15 protein-coding genes are annotated in these 24,059 nt (G+C 52.5%); 4 read left to right on the top strand and 11 right to left on the bottom strand.

Annotated elements, in window-relative coordinates; all coding sequences use genetic code 11:
- Positions 1 to 113 precede the first annotated feature (113 nt).
- Positions 114 to 422, top strand: coding sequence for a GNAT family N-acetyltransferase (locus tag JI741_RS17825; protein ID WP_202012107.1), 309 nt, complete (start codon positions 114 to 116; stop codon positions 420 to 422).
- A gap of 27 nt (positions 423 to 449) precedes the next feature.
- Here the strand turns inward: JI741_RS17825 and JI741_RS17830 are convergent, their stop codons facing one another.
- The 3 genes from JI741_RS17830 to JI741_RS17840 form a co-directional block, all read right to left on the bottom strand.
- Positions 450 to 995 carry an RNA polymerase sigma factor gene (locus JI741_RS17830; protein ID WP_202012110.1) on the bottom strand — a complete coding sequence of 182 codons (546 nt, stop codon included), beginning with the start codon at positions 993 to 995 and terminating at the stop codon, positions 450 to 452.
- Positions 996 to 1,145: 150 nt separating this feature from the next.
- Complete coding sequence (locus tag JI741_RS17835) at positions 1,146 to 1,601, bottom strand: SRPBCC domain-containing protein (RefSeq protein WP_202012112.1); 456 nt, start codon at positions 1,599 to 1,601, stop codon at positions 1,146 to 1,148.
- Between the two features lie 46 nt (positions 1,602 to 1,647).
- Positions 1,648 to 2,571, bottom strand: a complete 924-nt coding sequence (locus tag JI741_RS17840; RefSeq protein WP_202012114.1) for a helix-turn-helix domain-containing protein — start codon at positions 2,569 to 2,571, stop codon at positions 1,648 to 1,650.
- A gap of 447 nt (positions 2,572 to 3,018) precedes the next feature.
- On the opposite strand from JI741_RS17840, the gene JI741_RS17845 reads away from it, so the two are divergent.
- The 3 genes from JI741_RS17845 to JI741_RS17855 all read left to right on the top strand — a co-directional run bounded on the left by JI741_RS17845 (position 3,019) and on the right by JI741_RS17855 (position 11,278).
- Positions 3,019 to 3,591, top strand: a complete 573-nt coding sequence (locus JI741_RS17845) for an OmpH/Skp family outer membrane protein (RefSeq protein ID WP_202012116.1) — start codon at positions 3,019 to 3,021, stop codon at positions 3,589 to 3,591.
- Positions 3,592 to 3,792: 201 nt separating this feature from the next.
- A complete protein-coding gene (locus tag JI741_RS17850) occupies positions 3,793 to 6,651 on the top strand; it encodes a TonB-dependent receptor (protein WP_202012118.1) in 2,859 nt (952 codons plus the stop codon).
- Positions 6,652 to 6,655: 4 nt separating this feature from the next.
- Positions 6,656 to 11,278, top strand: coding sequence for a TonB-dependent receptor plug domain-containing protein (locus JI741_RS17855; RefSeq protein ID WP_202012120.1), 4,623 nt, complete (start codon positions 6,656 to 6,658; stop codon positions 11,276 to 11,278).
- 92 nt (positions 11,279 to 11,370) lie between these two features.
- Here the strand turns inward: JI741_RS17855 and JI741_RS17860 are convergent, their stop codons facing one another.
- The 8 genes from JI741_RS17860 to JI741_RS17895 all read right to left on the bottom strand — a co-directional run bounded on the left by JI741_RS17860 (position 11,371) and on the right by JI741_RS17895 (position 24,047).
- Positions 11,371 to 12,405: an AI-2E family transporter gene (locus tag JI741_RS17860; RefSeq protein WP_202012123.1), complete on the bottom strand. Its 1,035-nt coding sequence runs from the start codon at positions 12,403 to 12,405 to the stop codon at positions 11,371 to 11,373.
- 33 nt (positions 12,406 to 12,438) lie between these two features.
- Complete coding sequence (locus tag JI741_RS17865) at positions 12,439 to 13,011, bottom strand: hypothetical protein (protein ID WP_202012125.1); 573 nt, start codon at positions 13,009 to 13,011, stop codon at positions 12,439 to 12,441.
- Between the two features lie 86 nt (positions 13,012 to 13,097).
- Positions 13,098 to 14,759 carry a sodium:solute symporter family protein gene (locus JI741_RS17870; protein WP_202012127.1) on the bottom strand — a complete coding sequence of 554 codons (1,662 nt, stop codon included), beginning with the start codon at positions 14,757 to 14,759 and terminating at the stop codon, positions 13,098 to 13,100.
- 47 nt (positions 14,760 to 14,806) lie between these two features.
- Entirely contained in the window at positions 14,807 to 17,377 is a 2,571-nt protein-coding gene (locus JI741_RS17875; RefSeq protein WP_202012129.1) for a glycerophosphoryl diester phosphodiesterase, read from the bottom strand.
- Between the two features lie 10 nt (positions 17,378 to 17,387).
- Positions 17,388 to 19,670 (bottom strand): FAD-dependent oxidoreductase, encoded by a 2,283-nt coding sequence (locus JI741_RS17880; protein WP_202012131.1) that lies wholly within the window; start codon positions 19,668 to 19,670, stop codon positions 17,388 to 17,390.
- Positions 19,671 to 19,687: 17 nt separating this feature from the next.
- Positions 19,688 to 21,649, bottom strand: coding sequence for a glycoside hydrolase family 2 protein (locus JI741_RS17885; RefSeq protein ID WP_202012133.1), 1,962 nt, complete (start codon positions 21,647 to 21,649; stop codon positions 19,688 to 19,690).
- Complete coding sequence (locus JI741_RS17890; RefSeq protein WP_202012135.1) at positions 21,646 to 22,515, bottom strand: sialate O-acetylesterase; 870 nt, start codon at positions 22,513 to 22,515, stop codon at positions 21,646 to 21,648. The genes JI741_RS17885 and JI741_RS17890 overlap by 4 nt, the downstream gene beginning before the upstream one ends.
- Before the next feature lie 20 nt (positions 22,516 to 22,535).
- The gene (locus tag JI741_RS17895; RefSeq protein WP_202012138.1) at positions 22,536 to 24,047 is read right to left on the bottom strand and encodes a RagB/SusD family nutrient uptake outer membrane protein; all 1,512 of its coding nucleotides are present in this window, start codon (positions 24,045 to 24,047) and stop codon (positions 22,536 to 22,538) included.
- Positions 24,048 to 24,059: the final 12 nt, after the last annotated feature.

Genomic DNA, 24,059 nt, shown 5'->3' on the forward strand with positions numbered 1-24,059 from the left:
AGGTGGCGATTTCTTCTCCCTCCGTCACCGAACAAAATTGTTCGTCAACGAACATGGTGCATCGCCGCCGGCTTCCGATATTTGTCAACACAGAAAAAACTAGAGCAGCTTCCATGGACGATATACAATTGCATTTGAACAGCGCCGGCCACGGTGCTTTCCTGCTGGAAAAAGACGGCGAACGCCTTGCCGAAATGGTCATTAGTGTCATTGGCAAAAACCTGACGGTCTATCACACCGAAGTTTCCGAAAAGCTGAAAGGCCAGGGTGTGGCCGGGAAGATGTTGGCCCTGATGGTGGACTACGCCCGCACACACGACCTGAAGGTGATTGCGCTGTGTCCGTATGTGCTGGCCCAATTCAAACGCCACCCCGATCAGTATGCCGACATCTGGAATCAGGACTGGCACCATCCGTCGTAGGCTTCGCGTTGAATTTGTGCGTGTGGGTTAAAGCACGTATTTGGCGTACTGTTTCATTTGGGTGAGGCCGCGTTGCAAAAGCTCGCGGGCCGTTGTTTCGTTAACGCAGAGGATCGTTCCAATCTCGGCAAACGACAAACCATCCTGGAGGCGAAGAATAAGCGCTTCGTATTGACGCGGCGACAAGTCGCTCAGCAATTTCTGAAGGCGATAAAGACGTTGATCGCTGGGCTGTGCTTCGTTCAAATTTTCGTCCGACGACAATTCCGAAAAGTGAAATGCTTCTTCGATGAGGGCACCTTCGGATGTGAAAAAAGATTTCTGAGCGCCGTTTCGCAAAAGCCTGCGCCGGAGCGAACGATAGAGGTAGAAGCGTGCCGATGTGGTGGGCGAAACATTGTCGCGAAAGCGCCAGAGCTCCACAAACAATTCGTGCACGGCCTCTTGCACTGCCGCATCGTCGGCCCCGATCTTGCGACCGTAGTTGTACAAAAATTTGAAGTAGCGGTTAAACATCCAGGCAAAAGCTTCTTCGTCACCTCCCCGCATTGCGTCCCATTGCTTCAGCTCCATGTCCATTGTGCGTCTGATATTCCCGGCAATGAAGCAAAGGAATTTAATCTTTACAAACAGACTTCGGTGGAAAAAGTCTCGCCTTCAAAAAAGCCGCAAAAACAGCGACCATGGCGGGTTTTGGAGGGAATGTTTTTGCCGGAATGCGGCCTATAAAACCTCCGCAAGTTTCTTGATTTCGACCAGGATTGGATTCCAGCCTTCGCCTTTGTTATAGGTTTCCGCATAGCGCCGTTCGCTATCCGCCACCGTGGCAAAGTCGCCTTGGGTGACCGTGAGGCGTGTTTGGTTTTGGATGGTCTCCAGGCTGTAGGTCACCGTGGTATAGTTTTCAGGCTTGTCTTCCATGGGCGTGTTGGGATCGAACGTGGTGTAGGCCAATCGCGACCCGTCTTTTTTTTCCACCAGCGTGCCTTTCACGGCCACCAGTTCTTTGCCATCAAATACCCCCTTCCAAAGAAATGGCCCTCCAATTTTCCAGTCCGACTCAATTTCGCAACCAAACATATATTGTCTTGTATACGCCGAGTTGGTTAACACTTCCCATACGCTTGCGGCCGGGGCATCGATGGTGATGGTGCTGGTAACAATCAAAGGTTTGCTCATAGATCTGATAGTTTTAATGCGTTGATCGGTGCAAAGATGCTGGTGGTCATGTTTCGCGGATTGCGTTTTCCGGATTTTTTCTCACGGCAAAGGGTGTCATTCCAAATTTTTTCTTGAACGCATTATTAAAGTGCTGGGGCGTGGCATAGCCCAGCTCCGACGAAATTTCGGCGGCAGTCTTTCGGGTGTCGCGCAAGTAGCGTTCGGCGAGATGGAGTCGTTGGGCGGTGAGGTAGCCAAACACGGTGGTGTCGAATATTTCCTTGAACCCACGCTTCAGTTTGTATTCATTCAATCCCACAGCGCGGGCAATCTCCGAGAGATTGGGTGGACAATGTGCGCGTGCATTCACCAGGTCGCGCACGGCAATGATCTTCTCTTTATCGGTTTTGCTTTTCAGAAACGGTTCGCCCCGGACCACCGGTTTGGTGCAGGCTTCGGCCGAAAGCACCAACAACTCGACACTCTTCGACAACAAAAACATTTTCTTCACGTCGCCCGTGTAGGCATTGTGAAGAATTTGCTGAATCGCGGTTTGAATGCCCGGATCGATGGCTCCCCAGTGCGGCGACAACATCACGCTGCGACCGGCCAGAACATCATTAGAAAACTTTTCCAGCTCCGGCGTGGTGTTTTGCGTGTAGGCGATGAATGTATCTTTCGGAAACTGGATGCCAAACGTTTCGATCTCGGCGGTTTTGTTTTGCACCGTCATGTCGAAGCCTTGCGAATACATGAGGTTGTGGTGGCTGCCAATGAGGTCGAAGGTCTGGCCCAACTGCTGATAGGTGAAACGATAGTCTCCTCTCATCCCGAAATGCAGGCGCACCACATCGGACTGGCTACTGGCCGAAAATGTGGTGTTGACCGCGCATCGTGAACGCGTGTGCCCCAACCGGATGTCGTCGCAGGTCCATACGGTAGATTCACGCGAACCGCCTTCGATTTGCACTACGATTTTCTCTTCCATGGTCCTTGATCTTCGCGCTCAAGGTTAAAGGTACTTCATTATTCTGCGCGATGCCGTAGATAACTGCAGGAGCCGTGTTAAAAATCCCGCGGTCTGCGTCAGTAGTATGGCACAGCATACGACACTGACCCTCCAGTTATTTTTTCAAGTACTCTGTGTTGGCAAAAAAAAGGCCCCGAATTGCCATTCGGGGCCAGCGGATGAATATTTCATCCAACCTAAACTAATCGCTGATGAGCCATTATCCAATATGCATGCCAACCCCTTAAAACGCGCTATTTGAAGTCGATTCGACTATTTGATACCCCACCGGCTGTACGCGCATGGATATTTTTTGGCCGGTCGCAGTCCACCGATGAACACTTTCTGATTACCTTTCGGGTGCCCTAAAACTATCCAGGCACCAAACTCATCTTACCGTAACACCTGAAAAAAACTAGCGTCTTTATGAAACTTCTTTCTCCGAAAACCTGCACACTCACCCTCATCACCCTGTTGCTTTGCGGCGCTGCCCTGGCACAAACACCCCTGAAAGTCGGCTATGCCCGCATCGACTATATTTTCACACAATTGCCCGACGCCAAACAAGTGGAGTCTACCATGCAGACCCTTCAAAAACAACTTCAGGCACAAATTGAAGGAAAGGATGCCGAGCTGAAAAAGAAATATGCCGAATACATTTCGGGCCGCGAAACTATGTTGGAACCGGTGCGCAACAACACCGAAACCGAAATGCAACAAATGCAGGAGAACCTTCAGAAGCTGCGGGAAGATGCCCAGACCACACTTCAGAATAAACAAAATCAACTGCTGGAACCCGTCTATAAAAAAATCGGCAAAGGCATTGAAGACACCGCGAAGGAAAACGGCTACCAGTTCATCGTGAGCGACGTGATTGGCGGCACCCGGCTGTTGCTCTATAGCGATCCTTCCATGGATGTGTCGGATCTGATTCTGAAAAAACTGGGCGTAACTCCCAAACCCGTCGCGGCCACCACGCCCGCTCCGGCTACGCACTAAGTCACCAAGATCACTCTATAGTAAAAAGGGAAAGCTCGCACGCTTTCCCTTTTTCTTTTATGCAGCGGTTGGTGGCTCTATCATGATTTTTTGATCATTCATGATTTTTTGATCATTGTATAAAAACAAATAACTTTTTCGGGGGATCGTATGGAATCCCGACCGGCTCTGCATCATAGAAACACCTAAATCAAAAAGTCTATGCTGCGAACCTTTACCCTGCTGCTGTTTCTGCTTGCATCGTGGCAAGCTCACAGCCAAACCCGCACCATCAGCGGAACGCTGCACGACACCGACGGAAGTCCGCTTCCCGGTGTGAATGTGATAATAAAGGGCACCCAGACGGGAACCGTCACCAATGCGGATGGCTACTACTCCATACAGGCGCCTGTTGGATCGACGCTGGTGTTTGCGTTCATCGGCATGCAAACACGCGAAGTGGTGGTGAGCCCCGAAAATTTTAAGACACCGCCGAGAATTCCCGCGCAGAAGCGCATAGAAAAACCGCAGCCCTCGCTCTACGCGATGCTGTTCAAAGACTCCACCACGTTGAACACACCGGGTGTGACGGTGCTCTCCGACAAGACCCCATCCTATACCAACCGCGCCAACGTTGCGCCCGAACGCATCAAGGCCATTCGACGCGTGGGGCAGCACTATACGGTTGTTGCCAACGACCCCAACCCCGTGGGCGGCATAAGTGGTCAGTTCACCAACACCGTCAGTTTCGAAACCATCAACAAACTGCCGTCGCTTCAAAATGTCTATGCACAAGGTCGGCCGCAAGGCGGAAGCGCGCAATGGCAAGGCCCCGACAACAACGAAATTTTCAGCTGGGGTCCGCTTCTCCGAACGCTCGAATACGACGGCAGTGTGTATCCGTATGATCGTCAAGGCAGGTTGGTGACGGCGGGAACGGGCAGTGGAGCATCGGCCGCCGCATATGATGCCTCTGTTTTTCGAACCGCCATCTCCACATCAACGGAGCTTCAGCTCACAGTGCCCTCCTTCAAAAAAGGAAATATCAGTGTGTCGCTTGAGAACCGAAATCGCCAGGGCATTCTTCCAAACGCACACTACACGCGACAAAACGCGTCGCTGTCATTGAGAAATGTGCAGCTGTGCGATCGCACAAAATTGCAGGGACTGTTTTCGTACAATCATTCATCCGGCCGGCTCATGAATCGCGGGGCAAACCTGGCCACCATTGTCGGCTCGATCTATCGCACACCGCCCACCTTCGACAACGCCAACGGTCTGCAGCGAAATGCGGCGCTTCATTCAACGGAGGCCTACCGGCTTGCCGATGGTTCTGTCCGGTCGCATGCGCCTGAACTTGTCGATAATCCCTATGACCTGCTCAGCAACTTTCCAGATCGCGAAAAACAAAACCGGTTGCTGGCCAACCTAAACCTGCAACGCACGGAAAAACCGTTTGGCTATCTCGCATCGGCGAGCATAGAAAAACAACAAAACGATATCGTGCACGGATTTCCCATAGGCTATGCGGGATTTGCCGACGGCCGGATCACACATCGCGTAGACGATCAAACCCTGCTCAGTGCCATGGTGTCGCCGACCTACAAACATCCTTCACACGATTTGAAAGTCAACGCCTCCTATGTCGTCAACGCCGAATTCCGGAAGCTCAACCGCACCGACGGCACACGCTTTCGCGAAGGTGACTATTCTCTTGAAGCAGCCGGTATGCGCACCCAGATGCAACAAACACCTTCGCGAACAAGCCATGAGTTGTCGGTGAACCTGCAGGAGCGTTATGAGGATTTCATTCTATTAAAGCTGGCAAACCGCAGCTACTTCTCGAATACAGCGCCGGCCGATTCGTATACAAACTTCTTTCCTACAGCCAGTCTCAGTGTGGACCTGGCAAACAAACTATACATCGACCAAGTCGACTTACTAAGACCGTATGTGTCACTCTCACGCACGCTACACGAAGCACCCTTGATCTATAACAACTGGTCATATCTCTCCACACGTCAGACGCTCCAGGCTTACAACACCTTCAATGAATCGACGGAGCTTTTCTTCCCGTCGGGCCTCGCACCGGAAACCACACGCAAACTCGAAACGGGTGTGCGCCTGGATGCGTTCCGGTATTTTTCGTTCGAGTTTTCCTATTTCAATTTTCAAACCGACAACTTTGTGAGCCCAATATATCGCAACGGTCATTTCGCCCTGGGCAACGCGGCATCCATCAGCAACACGGGCGCATCGGTCGCACTGGCCTTCAACTCTTCGAACTGGAACCAAACGTACTGGGGTGTTGACCTGAAGTGGAGCACCTATAATAACGTTGTGGATGCACTGGCTACAACCGATCCCTTCATTGCACTGGCGGGTTTTGAATCGGTGGCCTCCGTGTTGGCGCCGGGCAAGCCGGTGGGCGCGCTGTATGGCACAACGTTTCAACGAAACGAAAACGGCGACATGATCATTGGTGCCGATGGCTTTCCGCTGGTAGACAACACCTTGAAAATGATTGGCAACCCACAACCCGATTGGGTCCTGGGCTTCACCAGTTTCCTGAACATACATCAATTCAAAATTTCCACGACGCTCGATTTCAAACACGGTGGCCAGGCCTGGAACGGAACAGCCCGCATGCTGGACTATCTCGGCAAGTCTGCCACAACGGCAGAGCTACGCAACACCAGCGCCTATGTGTTTGAAGGTGTGAACGAGCAAGGGCAGGTGAACACACAGTCCGTGAACTTCGCCGATCCTTCGCAACCCGTGGCCAGCAACCGGTGGGTGCGCTATGGCTGGGCTGGCGTGGGCGAAGAGTATATTCAGAATGCATCGTGGTTCCGGATGAGTGAGTTGTCGCTCTCGTATGCCACACCCCGCGTCAACCAGCGGCAGTTCATCAAGGAAGCAAGGTTCTCGCTTGTTGGTCGTAATCTTTTTCTGGTCACGCCCTACGAAGGTGTGGACCCGTCGTCGACATTGTTCGGCTATGCCACCGGGTCGGGCCTCGACCTCTTCAACACACCCAGTACCCGCAGCTTCAGTGCCATCGTAACCCTTCTCTTTTAAACTTATGAAACGCATCGTCTACATCGCCCTCCTGCTCTTCGCATTTGTTTTGCAGGCATCGTTCGACAACATTCCTTTCCTGGAAAAACTGAAAGCTTCTTTGCAACACTACAATCGGCAATACCCCGAAGAAAAAGTGTATCTGCAATTCGACAAAACTTTCTATAAGCCCGGAGAAGACATCTGGTTCAACGCGTTTGTGTTGAACAGCAACCATCACACGGCCACCACCATCAGCGACGTGGTGTATGTGGAGCTCATCGATCCCAAGGGAAACCTGGCCACACGCCTGGAGCTCTTTGTAAAAGAAGGCACAAGCCGCGGCGACTTTAAACTAACCGAAGCCGCCGCCGGTGGGCTTTACAAGATCAAAGCCTACACGCAATGGATGAAAAATGGTGGCGACGATAATGCGTTCAAGAAAGAGATTATCGTGCAACGCGTCATCACACCACGGCTGTTGCTGAAACTGGATTTTGAAAAGGAAGCCTATGGCGTCGGCGACCGCGTTACGGCCGATCTTTCGGTGAGAGATTTGCGAAATGAACCTGCCCGCTCCCATGTAAAATGGTCGGTGTCGTTGGCCGGCAGCAACATTCTTTCTTCCACAGCAGAGACCGACAACACCGGCGCAACGAAAATAACATTCACGCTTCCGCAGGATTTAAAAACCTCCGACGGTCTGTTGCAGGTTTTGGTTGAGAACAACGGCGTGCAAGAATCCATCTCCCGATCCGTTCCTATTGTGCTGAACAAAATTGCGCTTCAATTTTTTCCCGAAGGTGGCGACCTTGTTGAAGATGTGCCGACACAAGTAGCGTTCAAAGCCGTGAACGAATTTGGCAAAGGCGCCGATGTGTCGGGGCAGGTTTTGGATGACGATGGTAAATTTGTTTGCACATTCGAAAGCTATCACATGGGCATGGGCGCGTTTTCGTTTGTTGCGAAACCAGGCAAGCAGTATCGGGCTATCATCACTAAACCTGTGGGCATCGCTGGCGCAACCCTGCTCCCTAAGCCACAAGCGCAGGGCTTTGGCCTGACCAAAGCAGCGCAGGACGATGACGATGCCACGTTTGAGATCCATGCACCGTTTGCCACCGATGGTTTTCTGGTCGGCCAGGTGCAGGGCGAACTTTATCATACCGGCAAAGTGACGTTGAAGGCTGGTAAAAACACCGTCGCCGTGAATACAAAAAAATTTCCCCCGGGCATTGCCGTGTTCACCCTGTTTGATGCACAAGGTCTTGAACAGTGCGAGCGTCTCGTGTTTGTGAATGCCAAAACGCAGTTGAACATCAAAATAAAGTCCGACAAAAAACACTATCAGCCGCGCGAACAAGTATCGCTCGACATTGAGACCACGGATGCCAACGGCCATCCTATCCCTGCAAAGCTCTCGCTGGCCGTGGTCGACGATCAACTCATTTCGATGGCCGACGACAAACAGGACAATATTCTTTCGTGGTGCCTGTTGTCGTCGGAACTGAAGGGCGCCGTGCAAGAACCCTCCTTCTATTTCGACAAGACCGAACCAAAAGCCACGCTGGCTCTTGACTACCTGCTGATGACGCAAGGATGGAGAAGGTTTAACTGGTCGACTCTGGCTACACCAAAAGAAATTACCTATGCGCCCGAAAAAGAAAACCTGCTGCTGGGTTCGGTGAGCGACGGAAAAAAACTCAGCGCAAACGAAGAGGTGATCCTTATGGAACTTAACAACCGAAGACGCATCGCCAACGTGAAAACCACCGGCGACGGCAAATTCATGTTCAAAAATATCGATCCAACCACACCCATTCTTTTGCTCTCCCGCAGGCCCAACAAAATGGTTCTTCACAAAGGCAACACCAGCATGGACACCATTTTTCCTTCGGGTGTGGGCGATGACGCTGCGCCTTCTTCGGACGTTCGAAGTGAAACGTTGCAGGACAACGTCGGCCCAGCCGTGGAAAAAAATCCTGGCCTCAATTCGTCCACAGGTTTCGATATGTCTATGGACCCGGACATTCAGCAACTGAGTGAGGTGGTTGTGGTGGGTTATGCTGCAACGGAACGACGCGATATGACCGGGAGTGTATCGGTTGTCCGGTGGAATGCATTGGAAGGTTTCGCGCCAGCACTGTCGTTCGAGACTGCGCTGCAAGGAAGAGTAGCCGGCGTTCAGATTCAATCCCAACCCGGCAATCCGGGATCGCACACCGGCATCGTCATACGCGGCGCCAGCTCCCTGGCCAGCGGCAATCGCGAACCTCTTTTTGTGATCGATGGTGTGCCCGTGGGGAACAGCCTGAACACAAATTTCTCAACCGGCAGCATCATCAACCCAAACAACATCGAAAGCATTACGGTGCTTCAATCGCCCGAAGCCTCGGCGCTCTATGGCAGCCAGGCCATCAACGGTGTCATTGTCATCAACACGCGTTCGCGGATCTGGCGTGGGAACCTTTCGACAAAAAGGAAAGCATCGCGCTATGACCATCTCACCATTTTTCCGCGCGCATTTTCGGCGGTGCGCGAGTTCTATGCACCGGTCTATTCCAGGAAAGAACAGGGTGCACCTCGAAACGATTTTCGCACCACGGTGTATTGGAACCCGACGGTGGTCACCGATAACAGAGGCAAGGCATCGCTGTCGTTTTTCAACGGCGATATCACCAGCACGTTTCGCATAACCGCAGAAGGCATGTCGGGGCTGGGCTTGCTGGGAAGAACAGAAGAAACCTATTTCACTGAGCTTCCCTTTTCGATCGATGCAAAGCTGCCTGAATTTATCGGCTATGAAGACACGCTGAAAATCCCTGTGCGCATCAAAAACACCACTTCCAAAATCCTGAGCGGTGAACTTGTCATCACCGTGCCCGATGCCCTGACCGCGTCTGCCAAAACGGTGAACGTGAATGTGGCGGCGCACCAAACACAAACCACCTACATCACCCTTGTGCCCCAGGCGAAAGCCGGTGTGTATCCCGTAACGATACAGCTAAGCAGTGGAGACTATCGCGACGAGATTCACAAGTCGCTGCAAGTTCACCCCGTGGGTTTCCCCGTGCAGCTTGACTTTGGTGGAAAAGCGCTGGACACTTTGTTTCGGTTTGCAGTGCACGATGTCGAGAAAGGTTCGTTGCAGGCCAGGCTCACGGCCTATCCCGACGTGATCAGCGACCTGTTCACCGGGGCCGAGTCCATTCTGCGCGCACCACACGGTTGCTTCGAGCAAGTTTCGTCGAGCACGTTCCCCAACATTCTCGCCCTGCAGTATCTGCGCAAAGCAGGGATCTCAAATCCCGCTGCAGAAGACATCGCACTGCGGTATATCAAGAGCGGCTACCAGCAACTTGCTGCCTACGAAATAAAGGACGGTGGCTTTGAGTGGTTTGGACATCCGCCCGCACACGAGGCATTGAGTGCCTATGGTTTGGTAGAATTTCACGAGATGAAAAAAGTTTATCCGGGCGTAGACGAAGCCATGCTCACGCGAACACGCGACTGGCTGATGTCGCGCCGCGATAACGCTGGGGGGTTTCGTCAAAATCATGGCAAGTATGGTTTCTCTTCGGCACCCAAAAACACCAACAATGCCTACATCGTCTATGCGTTGGCACTCACCGGAAGCAAAGACATCCGGAGAGAATATGAAACCGCGCGCGACGAAGCGTGGAGCAACAAAGATTTGTATCGCATGGCTCTTTTGGCAAACGCCGCCTTTGAGTTGAACGCAATGGACGACTATCAAAAATTTGTAACACACTTCCGTCACCATGTCACATCAACGCAATTGAAGTCCGTCACTGCAGAAAATTCAATTACCTGGAGCCAGGGTGTGTCGCTGGAAAACGAAACGATCGGCTTCTGGGTGCAAGCGTTGCTCAAGGAAGGGTTGCTCCATAAGGCTGTCGTTGATCGCTGCATTCATTTTCTTCTGGAACATCGTCAATATGGAAGCTTCGGGTCAACCCAGGCCATAACGGTGTCGCTGCAGGCATTGACTGCCTATGCCAACGTGATGCGCGCCATCCAGGAAAGTGGCGACGTTGCGCTCACGGTGAATGGCCAACGCTCGCAAAGCCGCCACTTCGAAAAGGACACCAAAGACAAACTTGTGCTTGATCGTTTTGCCCATCAACTCACGTCCGATGGTTCACAAACGGTTCGCGTTGCCTTCGAAGGAACAAAGCTTCCATTGCCCTACAGCCTTCAGTTGCAGTGGAGTTCAAAAACACCGCCATCGCACGAACGTTGCCCCGTGAAAATTGAAACCGTACTGAATCAATCGTCGGTTCGTGCAAATGAAACCGTGAGGCTCCGCATTCAGTTGGCAAACAAAACAGCGAGCGGCTTGCCCATGACACTAGCGGTTGTGGGAATTCCCGCAGGACTGGCCGTGCAACCGTGGCAACTGAAGGAACTACAGGAGAAAGGTGTCTTTGACTTCTATGAAATTCTGGAAGACCGCATCGCTTTCTATTATCGCGAGATGGGACCTTCTGAAACACGCACCATCAACCTCGACCTGAAAGCCGAAATTCCGGGCCGCTATACGGGCGCAGCCAACGCAGCTTATTTGTACTACAGTCATGAATGGAAACATTGGACAAAGGGGTTGACCGTGAATGTTGCCCAGTAAAAAAGATCAAGTGATTTTTATAATGCCGTTGTGCGTAATTCAATTCTGCCGGTGAGCCGCCATGCCTTCGCGCGTGAGCGGCTTCGCCGGCTTTACGGTTCAAACAACGTGGTGTAAGACTTCAGCGAACCGTGACTCACTGTGATGGCCTTCAACACGCCCAGCAGCGGGATGAACAACACCATGCCCGACAGCCCCCAGATCATGCCTCCCACTACCACGGCACTGAACACCACCATCGAGTTCATTTCCATTTTATTGCCGATCAGCTTTGGACGCAGAAAATTTTCCTGACTCACATTCACCACATACAACGCCACAGCCACCAGAATCACCGACAGGCCAGAGTCTTTCGTGACCCAGGCAAACACAATGATGATGATGAAGGCAATCAAATGTCCGATGTAGGGAATGAGGCTGAGGATGGCATAGAACACGCTGAAGAAAAATGCATGACGTATGCCCAGCGACAACAAGATGATGAATGTGACCAAAGCCACAAGTGCGGTGAGCACCAGCGTTCCGTTGAGATAGCTCTGCACGGCATTGCGAGAATTCTTCAACAGCAGCGAAAGAAAGTCAAGGTGTTCCTGTTCGAAGCGGTGTCGCACAAACCGCTTGATCGTTCCTCTGAACGTGAGCATGAAAAAAAGATAGATGGGCACCAGCAACACGGTCACCAGGTTTTCGCCAATGGAGCTCACTTGTTTGGCCACCCACGGCAGCGCTTTCATGAGGGGTTCTGACGATGAATTGCTTTCGGCCTGAGGATCATACAGCGCAACGCCGGTGGCCTCCTGGAATTTGGCCAGCAGCGCTGTGATCTGTTCCTTCATTTTAGAATATAACACGGGCTCATTCTCCAGTATCCGCACCGCTTCATAAATAAGGTATATGAGAATAAAGCCACTCACAAAACAGAACACCAACACAGCCGTCAATGATGCCGTGGTACGGCCAAACCGGTGTTTCTCCAGGAAACGACAAAACGGATGCAGCACAAACGAAAACAAAAATGCCCAGGTGAGTGGGATGAATAATTTTTGCCCGACAATCATCAGGGCAAGCACACCCAAAATCAGCAGCACGGCGTGCGTGGCATTGGTGAGGTATTTGTTTTCGTTCATGCGAGAGAGAGGTTTAGTTTTTTTATTATCCGGTCAGGATTCAAGCGTGAAGTAAAGCCTGAAGATGTAGACGAACTGATACACAATCACCGTCACCACAAAGGCTTTGTGAAAACGCTCGTCTTCGATTTTTATCGCCAGCAAATAGCCCACCACGTGGAAGGCGATGTAGAACACATACTCATAGCCGAGGTGGGTCATGTGCGACTCTCCCTTGATGAGGGTGTCGATGATGTCGAGAAGAAATGTGGCGGTGAGCACGCCGAAGAACCACTTGCGTCGCGAATAGAAGTAGTCTTTGTAGCCGGCATAGTCGGTCATTACTTCCGGAAACAATAGGGTGGCGTTCACATAGAATGATGCCGTGTAGACGATGAGGTAGAGATAGGTAAGAAAATTCCAGGTGGTGATGAGGTGGAGTGAAAATTCCCACCACCAGAAATGCACGATGAGCAGCAGCAGATACAACACCCACAGCATGTGCACGCTATAGGATTTTACTTTCCCGGGGTGCTCAATAATTTTCACAACGCCTTTCAGCAGGTGGGCAATGCTCAAACCGAGTATGGTGCCCATGAGCATCCGGATGTGGAAAAATTTATCCATGCGTTCGCGCCGGGGTTAGGTTGGTCAGCCCGCGATGAACGAAGATAAAAAACAAACCCGACAATTGCGAAGGCGGGCGCGCCCGGTCAGGCCGTAGTGCGAATGCGCCAATAGCCCACCAGCGACAAGGTGAAGATGGCACCGCCCACCAGCATCACCACCGTGTTGGTGGCCGACAGCGTGCCCAGAATAAAAATGCCCAATCCCACCACGGCCGACGCGATCACGATTACAGTTGTGCCAAACACATTCTGGCGCTTTGCTTCCACGTGGTGTGCTTCCGAAAGCACTGGCGGCACGGCTTGTTCCTGGCGCAGTTGCAACGCCTTCGCCGAGTGCATGCCTTTCAGATAATAATAGATTTCAAAACCCGCCAGCAACAACAACGGAAGGCCTACGCCCAGCAGCGTTTCTACCGTGCGATTAAACTTGAGGCCGATGAGCGATGGTGCAATGACTTTAAAAAACAAATTAATGAGCAACGCCACCACGGTGGTGGTGACCACCGAAACGGATGTTTGCCGTGTGGAAAACAACGACCAGATGACCGGCGCAAACAACGCACCGCCGGCAATGGCCGCGATGCTCAGCACCACTTCCACAATTCCCCCGGCCTGTGGCACCAGCATAGCCACACCAATGGTGCCCGCACCAAACAGCAACGTGAATACACGCGCCACAAGAATCTGTTCTTTGTCGGAAGCCTGTGGACGAAACACGCGATACACATCCTGCGCAAACACCGTAGCCGCAAGATTGATGGTGGTGTTGGCCTTGCTCGACGTGGCCGAAACCATGCCCGACAACACCAAGCCAATCAACCCTGCCGGCAACACGCGCTGACACAGCATCATGTACGCTCCCTCGGGATCAAGACCTTGCAGGTTTGGGTTGATGATGCGGTAGATCATGGGCGGCAACATCCAGATGACGGGGCTTACAAGGTAGAGACCGGCAAACAGATAGGCCACTTTCTTCGCCTGCCGCTCGCTTGCCACACTGGTGTAGCGTTGAACGTAGGCCCAGTTGCCCCCGATGTAAACCGTTTGATAGCCGATGAACGCCAGCATAAAGCCCGCCGTGTAGTCGGAGGTGAAGGGTTCGAAAAAATGTTCAGGGGCTTTCACAAACAGGTTGTTCACGCCGCCGATTTCACCAAAGGCCGCCGGAATAACGATGAGCACAGCCGCCATAAGAATGATGAACTGCACCACGTCGGTGACCAGCACGGCCCACAGTCCACCCGCCGCCGTGTATAACACAATGACCACCCCAATGCCAATGATGCACGCGTTCAGCGAAAACGGTGTGGCTACATACACCATCTTGCCCACGGGATAGAGCACGGCGCCGGTGTTGACCAGACTGAGAATGAGAATGAGATAGGTATAGAACTGCTGCGCATTGGTGCCCAGTCGCTTGCCGATATATTCCGCCGCTGTGCGGGTGCCCGTGCGTTTCCACTTGGCGGCTATGAACATGGCGACCAGCAAACCGCTCACCGCCATGGTGAGTTGAATAACATTTGCCACAGCGCCATGCTTGTAAGCAATGGAGCCCCACACCACAAACGTGCCCGCCGAAAAATAGCTGATGAACAATGACAGCCCGTTGATCCACCAGGGCGTTTCACCACCGGCTTCAAAAAAGGCCTGGCTGCTCTTGCTGCCCATGCGGGTGAAGGCCAGCCCGATGGAAAAAATCAGCAACGCAAAAACGATCATCACAATAAAATCCAGTTGTTCCATGAAGTACGGGCTGTGGGGTGTAAACTTAAGTTAGGATGGAGATTGAATCAAAGGTCGATGGCAAAAACTTGCAGGCCATAAGGTGCCAGCGTGATCTCCACAAATTCCCCGGCCGGTGTTGTTTTCTGCGTGGTCAGTTCGGTGATGCTTTTCACCGTGGCCCCGGTTTTCCATTTGGCCGCGTCGATGCGCAGCATGTCGTGCAGGGTTTCGTTGCGGTCGTTCAGCAACACCACAAACAACCGGTTGCCCGATGTGGCCCGTGCGGCGATGCATTCTATGTTGGGGTTGGCTACCGAGAACAGTCCTTCGCGCAGGATCAGGTTGGCCGACTCCTTGTAAATTTTTCCGGCGGCAAAACCATAACTCTGGTGCGGCCCCACTTTGGGGGTCACAAAGCCGCGGGGAAACACCACGTTGTTGTCGGACCGCAGTTGTGCTTCGGCCATCAGGTAGTCGGTGATCCATCCAATTTGCCACCATGCATGGTGAGGATAAGGACCGGAGCCTTTGTTCATTGCTTGCCAATAGTAGGACGCCACGTGTGTGGCCGAGTCCACAAAAGCATCGCGGCCGATGGCCGATGCGCGCGCCATATCGATCAGCAACGAGTCGCCGGTGAGCGCGAAGGCCCGCACAAACAGGCCGGCATGGCTGGCGAGTTGAATGGGACCGTTGCGTTGCGCCGAACCCATGATGCCGCCGTGTTCAAAGCCCAGACCGGCTTGCGCGATCTCCCAATCTTCGCGCGTCCTTCCCTTCACGGTTTTTGCTGCCCGGGTTGGGATGGGGTGTGTATAGATGGAGGTGGTATACATCCGCGCGGTGGCGATGGCCGCATCGCGGTATTGTGGTTTGTGCGTGAGGTCATAGAGGTCGAGCAACGCCTGCGCTGTCTGCGCTGTGGCAAAATCGGGGGCATAGCGCGCGTCGCCACACACACCAATGAATTGTCCTTTCTCGACACCTTCTTTCATCAGCCAGGTTGCACCTTTCTCTGCGGCCGCTAAATATTTTTCATCCTTCAAAATTCTGTAGGCCACAATCAGGCCATAGAATGTCGGGCGCAGATCCTGGATGTCGGTGAACAAGGGCTTCTGGTTTTCCTGGTCGTAGGCCACTTCCCAACTGCCGTCGCTTTTCTGCCAGTGCAACAGCAGGTCGGCTCCAAGGCGCAGGCGATCTCGAAGCAATTTATTTTCCGGTTCGAACAGAAGAATGTTACCCATGTCGAGCATCGTGTAATACGTGAGGCTGATGGGCTCTACAAATTCTCCCCATTCCTCCACAAATATTTTACGCTTCATCAGGTAATACTGCCCCATGGCGGCGCCCTGAAAAAATCCGGGTTTTGTTTGTTGCTGGGCCAGTTTGAAGTTGAGTGCATAGGGCAACACGTTCTTTTGCAGTATCGGATCGCCGGTGGCGTTGGCCAGCATCCACATGGCGCCATAGTCCGAATTTTTGATGGCATCGTTTTGCGAACCCACCACGCCGCCGTGATATTCCTGCCCGCCGATCTTCATGCCCTGAAAGGTTTCCACATTCCACAGCGATGTCTTGGGGTCGGTGAGGTAGTGGTGCATGGCCTCCACGCGGTGCATGAGCGACTCTTTATTAGTGCGCAGCGCAAGTCCTTTTTTGAATTGATAGATGTCGTTGGCAGCGTGATTCAAACTCTTGTACCAATTGCCGTCTTGCAGGCTGTAGCGAAACTCAAACGACAGCGTGTCGCCCGCCTTGAGGTGCGAAGGATTTTCGCCCAGCACCGGAAAATAAAGCGAAGGCGAAAGCGCTGCCGCGCGATTTTTATGCGACACACCAATGTTCCAGTCTTCGTGTGTCTTTTGATCTTTCGCCCAGGGGTCACGACCCAAACCCGGAGCAGGTATCACGGAAAACGAAACGTTCTCCTTTGTGTCGATGATAGACGTTAGTGTGCTCACGCAACGCTCGCGGTAGATCACGGGTCGCTCGGGAACACCCTGACCGTAGGCATAGCCACGCACAAAGTCTTTCTGAATCGCGTTGCCCTGAAAATATCCCGGCACTGCGGCCCACGCCATGTCCTTCTCGGCGATGGTGACCAGCGTTGGAGAGCTGAGGGAATAGTAGCCGTCTTTCTTCACCACGGCGTGTTGTTTCACAACGATGTCGGACGAAAATGTTTTGTCGAGTGTCCATGTGGCGGTCAGCGTCAGGTAGTCGTTGTCGCTTGAAAACACGATGGCGTCGGGCGATGTTGTTTTTGCTTCGGTGGGAAAGAAGTCCACGGCTTGCCCCGCTGTGTTCAGCGAAACGGATGCCGTTGCCTGTTTCCAAAAGTCCTGTTGATAGCGATAAATTTTCTCCGGAAACACCACGCCGGTGCTGGTCTTAAAAACCGTGGAGGTTGTGTCGGGTTTGTTTTCACTAAACAACAGCGTGTAGCGGCCCGACGGTGTGCCCACGGGTGTCCAGGTTTTGCTCACCAGCACCTGCAGTTCATTCAACTGCCAGCCGTCGCTACCTTTCTTCCATTGCACGTTCAGGTTTTCGTTTTTCAACGCTATTTCCTTTTGCCCGCAGCCGCTCAACGCCAGCATCAACACACCTGCCCAAATCATTATAGTCTTCATACTTCTCATTTCAATTTTCATAGCACAGCACTTCAAACACAGCGGCCGGAACGTTTGCCGACGGATGCTCCACCTCCAGCGTCAGTTGCCGGGTTTGCATGGGCGTTGCCAGCCGAATCACGTTCATGGTTTGATGGTTGTCCGTCTTCTCATATACCACACGGCCTTCGTCATCGCGCAACACATAACGGCGCACACAAAAGGGCATCACGTTTTCCGGATGGCCCATCAGCACCGACTCCATGGGGTGATCGAAGTCAGTGTCGAATTTCAGCACAATGTTGCGGATGATTTTTGGCGTTTGCCACGTCAGCGTCAACGTTGGCTTTTTGTCGTTCAAGTCTGCCACCCATGCGTTGGGTTTGTCGGTGGGGCGGGCAATGCCGTTCCGGATATTTTCTGCTTCAAAGCCCTTCAATGGCTCGCTCATTTTAATGGCGAGGTTCTGTCCTTCTGGCCTGCGCTGCGGGCACCAGAATTCAAATGCGTCAATGCCGATGTCTTCGGGTGGTTCCTGTTTGCCGTAGTTCGACACGGCTTCGTTCACCAGATTAAACACCGACAACACGCCCGTCACGCGACGTGACGTGAAGTGCAATTGCACGGCAGGATTCTTACGAAACGTGATGAACACATATTGTGTCGACGCCAGCACGGTGTCGAACGCGATCTTCACACAATTTCTTCCCGGAGTTAGTGCCACAGTTTTTTGTTCCAGCACCACATCGGGTGTGTAGCTTCCGGTTTTGCTGCAAATGCGCAACTCCACCTCCAGCGATGTCGCAGTCGTCGTCTGCGCATGCACCGTGAACACGGGAAGGCTACCCGCTGATACCGGCAACATTTGCGCCACGGCCGGATCGAGTGTCTTCAGCAAACCTTCTTCCGGAAGTTCGTTCACACTTGCCACACTCGACGCCGAGACTGTCGCCGTCCGCATCAGGTCTTCCGGATCGGCCAACGTGAGTCCGGGAATGTGTTGACCGGAACGCATCAGCATTTGCTGCAACGTCTTCATGTGTTTGTCGTCGCCCAGTGCGGCGGGCAACACGTTCAATCTTTTACACAACACGGCGGCCATGCCTACGGCTTGTCCACCATAGGCGCTGGTGCCCATCACGCGTGCCGACCCAAACGCCACATGACTGACGCTGATGATGCGCCCTGCGAAGAAAAGATTTTTGATGTTGCGGCTGTAGTAGCTGCGATAAGGAATTTGATAAATGCCTTTGCCATGCCACTGATTGCACCCGGGCTTTTCGCTGAACACACCGTCGGCAGGATGAAGGTCGATTGACCAACCGCCAAAGGCTACGGCGTCTTTATGTTCGCGTTGCTCCACGATGTCTTGTTGTCGTAGCATATAGTCGCCTTCGAAGCGACGGCTTTCGCGCTTGCCCGGAATTGTTCCAACCCATTCCAGCGTGAGGTTGCGCGCTTCGGGAAACTGGCCCGAGTTTTTGATGTGATTCCAAACGCCATACACCACACGCCACAATTCCCACTTGATGGTTTCTGTTTCATGCACCGTGTCCAGTCGTCCACCATATTCAATCCACCACAGGTTGCACCCGAATTCTTTTGTGTTGAATTTCCGGTAGCGCGGAATAGACGTGATGTCTTCCAACGCATACGACGGCGCCACGAAGTTCACCGGTTTGCCCGTGTCTTTGCTATAAAAATAAAGCGAGTGTCCCAACAACTCGCCGTAATCTTTTGTGGGCGCAAATTTTTCGCCCAGCTCTTCACGCGATTCAGCACCCATGCGAAATGCAGCGCCCGACAAAAAGCCCAGTACGCCATCGCCCGAAGCATCACAAAACAACGGCGCAATGAGCATGTACTCCACGGAGTTCTGGCTGCAAAATGCTTTCACTCCGCTAATGGTATCGTCTGTAGATTTCTGAACTTCCATCACCGCCGTGTTCAACAGCAGTGTGATGTTGGGTTCGCTTGTCACCTTGTCGAGCAACACCGTGTCGAATATAACGGCGTTGCCTTCGGGGTTGCGATACATGTTCTCGACCAGAATTTCGTCTATGACGCCACCCTCGCGTGCCCAGCGATTGTTATTGCCCATGTGCGACGTCGCACCGAGCACCCACAGGCGCACTTCACTCGAAGCATTGCCGCCCAACACGGGCCGGTCCTGCACCAACGTTACCTTAATGCCTTCACGGGCTGCCGTGATGGCACAGCATGCACCGGCCAATCCTCCGCCCACTACCACCAGATCGGACGCGATGAGCTTTTGTTGAAAAGACCGTGACGATGCGCGTTCTGCTATAATCATATCTCCTGCCGTTAACGTTATTGTCCAATTGATTTTTTGAGTACCGTGAAACCACCGGGTTTCACCAGCGACAATTGTGTGGCGCTGCCCTCGCACTCAAACGTTTTGCTTTCGCCGGGTTTAAGCTGCGCGATGTCGAACGTTTGGTTGCCACAGAGAAGTTTGTAGTTCCGAAGTGTGTAGCTGGGCAGATCTTTTCGCGCCGACACGGTGACCGAAAGTTTGTTGCCTGTGCGTGTCACCGAAAGTGTTGCCGGAGAAAATTCTTCCTGCCACGTAAAATACATGTCGCGCAACTCGCGCTCGGGCGACACCAATCCCCACGGACGATAACCGTTTGCATTTGTGCCGGGGAAACGGCTTTGATAGTCGTTGAAGGTCCACACCGAGGCACCCACCACAAAATCGCACTGCCGAAAATCCTGCATTGCTTTCACGAGGTGATCCACACGTCCCTGTTCGTTTTTCACACCGTCGGTGCGGATACCAAATTCGCTGACGTAGACGGCCTTGTTCGGGTAGAGTTCGTGAATATGTTTCAGGTTGGCGAGGTAGTTGCCATACATGTTGGCGCTGATGAAGTCAACATACTGCGATGCTTCTCCCTCGGCGGTCTTAATGTTTTCGCGCCATACCATCATGCTGGCAAAGGTGACGAGGCGTGAAGGATCGAGTTGCTTTGCGTAGGCATACATATCTTTTGTCCACGTCTGGCCTTCGGGGGTTTGCGATTGATATTCATTGCCCACACTCCACGCGATCACCGATGGATGATTCCAATCGCGCTCAACCATTTCGCTGAACTGTGACTGAAATTTTTTGCGCATCACCGGATCCGCCATCTGTTTAGGCGTGAGTTGCCAGTTGCCGGCTTCGGCAATAATCAACAAGCCGTGTGCATCAGCCCAGTCCAGCAATTGTGTTGACACGGGATAGTGACTGATGCGCGAAAGCTCCATGCTTCCGGCTTTGATGAGATTCAGATCCTGTTCCAGCACTATTGCAGGATCCATCGATCCATACTTCGGATAGTCAAGCGGGCGGTTGCATCCACCCATGCGAATGGGTTCACCGTTCAGCAAAAGACTTGTGCCCTTCACCTCCACTTTGCGAATACCAAATTTTGTTCGAAGCGTATCGGCACCAGCCACCACCTCGGCATCATAGAGCACGGGTTCGTCCTGGTTCCACAACTTCACATCTTTGGCAGCCAGTGTGCCTTCCAGTGTATAAGATCCTGTGGTTCCGGGTTTTGATTTCCACTTCACAGGAATTTTTGTCTTGTTGTTATAGATGGTCAGTGCGGGTGCAGGCTTTGAAGCATCGGCGTTTGCCACATCGACCCTTACTTGTATGGAGGCTGTTTTCTTTATAAGATCGGGATCGGCCACAATCTTCACCCGCTGGATGAATGTTGTCGGGCGCACAATGAGGTATACTTCGCGGTTGATGCCGCCGTAGTTTATCCACGGAAAAACCTGTGCGCTGTTTTCGTTTTCAAAATTCACACGCGTCTTGGCACCGGGAATGGTGGTGGTGTCCCACGCGTTGTTCACACGCAAGGCCAGTGTATTTTCTTCCGACAACGCTTCGGTCACGTCGATCTCAAAGGGTGTGTAGCCGCCTTCGTGTTCGCCAAGCTTTTTGCCGTTCACCCAAATACCGGCTTTATAAAACACGGCTTCAAACCGAAGAAAAGCACGATGACCCGCGGGTAGTTTTGTTTGCTTGAATTTCTTAATGTACCAGGCTGTGCCGGTATAGAGGGAATATCTTGGGTCGACGGAGAAACAATGCGGCACCGTCACCTTGTCCCAGCGGTTGCTGGGGAATGTGGGTTTATACCAGTCCTCACGGTCACCAATGTTCACCGGGTCCAGCGCGAAGGCCCACTCGCCATGCAACGGTGTTTTCGAGGCTTGCGCCTGAATACCAAAAGGAAGAAGAAACAGAATAAGAAAAAGATAATTGACTTTCATTGATCGTTACGTTTTGAAATGACTTCGGCCACGGTGGTGCCGATATGATTTAATCCCGTTTGGTTGTAGTGTATTTGATCCTTCATCCATCCGCGTGCTTCAAATGTATGGGTTTCTGTGTAGGCGATGAATGTGTTTTTTAACGCTGTGGCTACATGTCTCTGGGCTTCACGCACGGCGTCAAAACCTTCCCTGGGGTGATCGGTGTAATAGCCGGTCTGCACAATATAAAACGGCACCTGGTCGCCCAGTGATTTCCGGAAACGATTCACCAGATCCACAAGACTTTGTTCATACTCCGCTGCCGTAAGCGTGCCAGCGTTAATCGCGTTGGCGTCGCGCTCGCCCTGAAGCCACACAATGCCTTCGAGCGATTCTTTTGTTTTCTTTTCGGCAGCCTTCACTTTTTGTATTGCTGCATCAAACAACAACAGGTCGCCCGAAGTGTCCCACGTGCCATAGTTGTTCAACTCGGCTCTGCGATGACAAGCGCTTCCACCACGCGCGGCAGCAATCACAACCACCGGTTTGTGGGCATAGGTAGAAAACGTTTTGGCAAACGCTGGCGCAATGCTTCCGCTGTGCGCCGCTTCAAAATTTAATCCGCGTTCGCCCACCGGATCGGCCAACTGAATCAAAACGTCGGAAGCATACACATACTCCCACGCGCTCCCCACCTCACACACCGGCGACAAGGTGCTATCGCCCTGCCCCACAGCGTTGCTCTGCCCGGCAATCAGCCACAAACTTTTTGATTGAGCATTTCCTTCCGTCATACACCCGAACATACTCACGACAACGAAACAGCAGGCCAGCACGTGTGGTCGTTTCCAAAATTCAACATTGTTGCTGGCCTGCCTATTCATTCTTCGCGCACGGTTTCGTTCTATTTCCAGGGATCATTCTGTACCAACAAGGTGTTTGCGTTCAGCTCGTCCTGTGGTATGGGGAAATATTTGTTTTTGGGTTGTGGTGTGCGCACAGGATAATAGTCGCTCACGGCCAGCGGAATGAGGGTCATGAATTTGTCGGTGCGGGTCAGGTCATACCAGCGGTCGCCTTCCGAGAAAAATTCCCATGAACGTTCCTGAATCACGGCGTCCACAAACGCGTCGGTGCCCAACGCATCATCAAGGTCTTCGAGGCCAGCGCGGTCGCGCACTTTTTTGATGAAACCATAGGCAAGCGTCGTGGGACCATTCAGACGCGCTTCGGCTTCGGCGGCGATGAGGTAAACATCGGCCAGGCGAAGAATCGGAATGTTGTTGGTGTTGCCCGATGTGGAAATGGGGTCCATGTATTTTTTAACCAACACACCTTTCGTGGTGATGGTGGTGATGCTCTTTTGCGGAATAGTTTTTCCCGTCTTGTCAACATACGTGGTGTCGAGCAACAGCCTGCGTTTGTCATCGGGATCAAACGAGTTGAAGAAAGACTGGTAGGCAAAGAAAGAGCCGAACGTTGTCAGACCATACTTGGGACCGTTGCTGCCGGGAGGGCCGCAGAGTCCCACCATCTGGTGACTGCGTGCTGAAGTGGAACCGGTGACGGACGCTGTAGACTCCGCTTCGAAAGCAAAGATGTTTTCCACACGGGCAGCGTCTTCTTTCGTCACATCATACACGTCGAGCACATTCGTCATCAACGTAAGGTAAGGGTTTGTCAACACAGCCTGCGCTTTTGCCACGGCCGTAGCCCAGTCTTCATTATAGAGTGCCGCCTTCGCATACAAGGCCAGCGCTGCTTCTTTCGACGCACGGCCTTTCACCAACGACGCCGTGTGCACAGGCAATTTTGCTGTGGCCGAGTCAAGGTCTTTATAAATCTGTTTGTAGACGTCGGCCTTTGCACTCTTCGGAAAAAATGCATCCGAGATCAGCTCGCTCGCTTTTACTTTGATCACCACGTCGCCAAAATTTTTGGTAGCCATCCAGTGATAGAAAGCCCTCAGGAAAAACGCTTCGCCGATGATTTCTTTTTTGCGTGTGGCGTCCATGGTGGCGCGGGGCACGTTCTCGATCACGCGGTTTGCCTTTTCAATGCCGTCGTAGCACGAAATCCAGATTTGTTGTGGCGACTCGAACAAGCGACCGGCCGTGCGCTGCGCCGTGTAGTTCACGTCGTAGGTAAACAACGTGAGCGTGTTGCGCGAAACGGCTACGCGCGGATAGGTTTGATCGGCGCTGAAGTCAGACACCAGCACCGCCGCCGGTCCGTTATACATGTCGGCGATCGGATCGTAGGCTGCTGCAATGGCGGCCTCAGCATCGGACGATGTCTTGTAGAAGTTTGTGGTAAAGATAGACGAGTACACATACTGCTCTTCGTCGAGCTTGCAAGCACTCAGCATCACAACGACAAAGCACAGCAGAAGGAGAAATGAATGAATGTATTTCATAGTAGTATCAAT

It is taken from the genome of Chryseolinea lacunae, assembly GCF_016735595.1.
Classification (GTDB): domain Bacteria; phylum Bacteroidota; class Bacteroidia; order Cytophagales; family Cyclobacteriaceae; genus Chryseolinea; species Chryseolinea lacunae.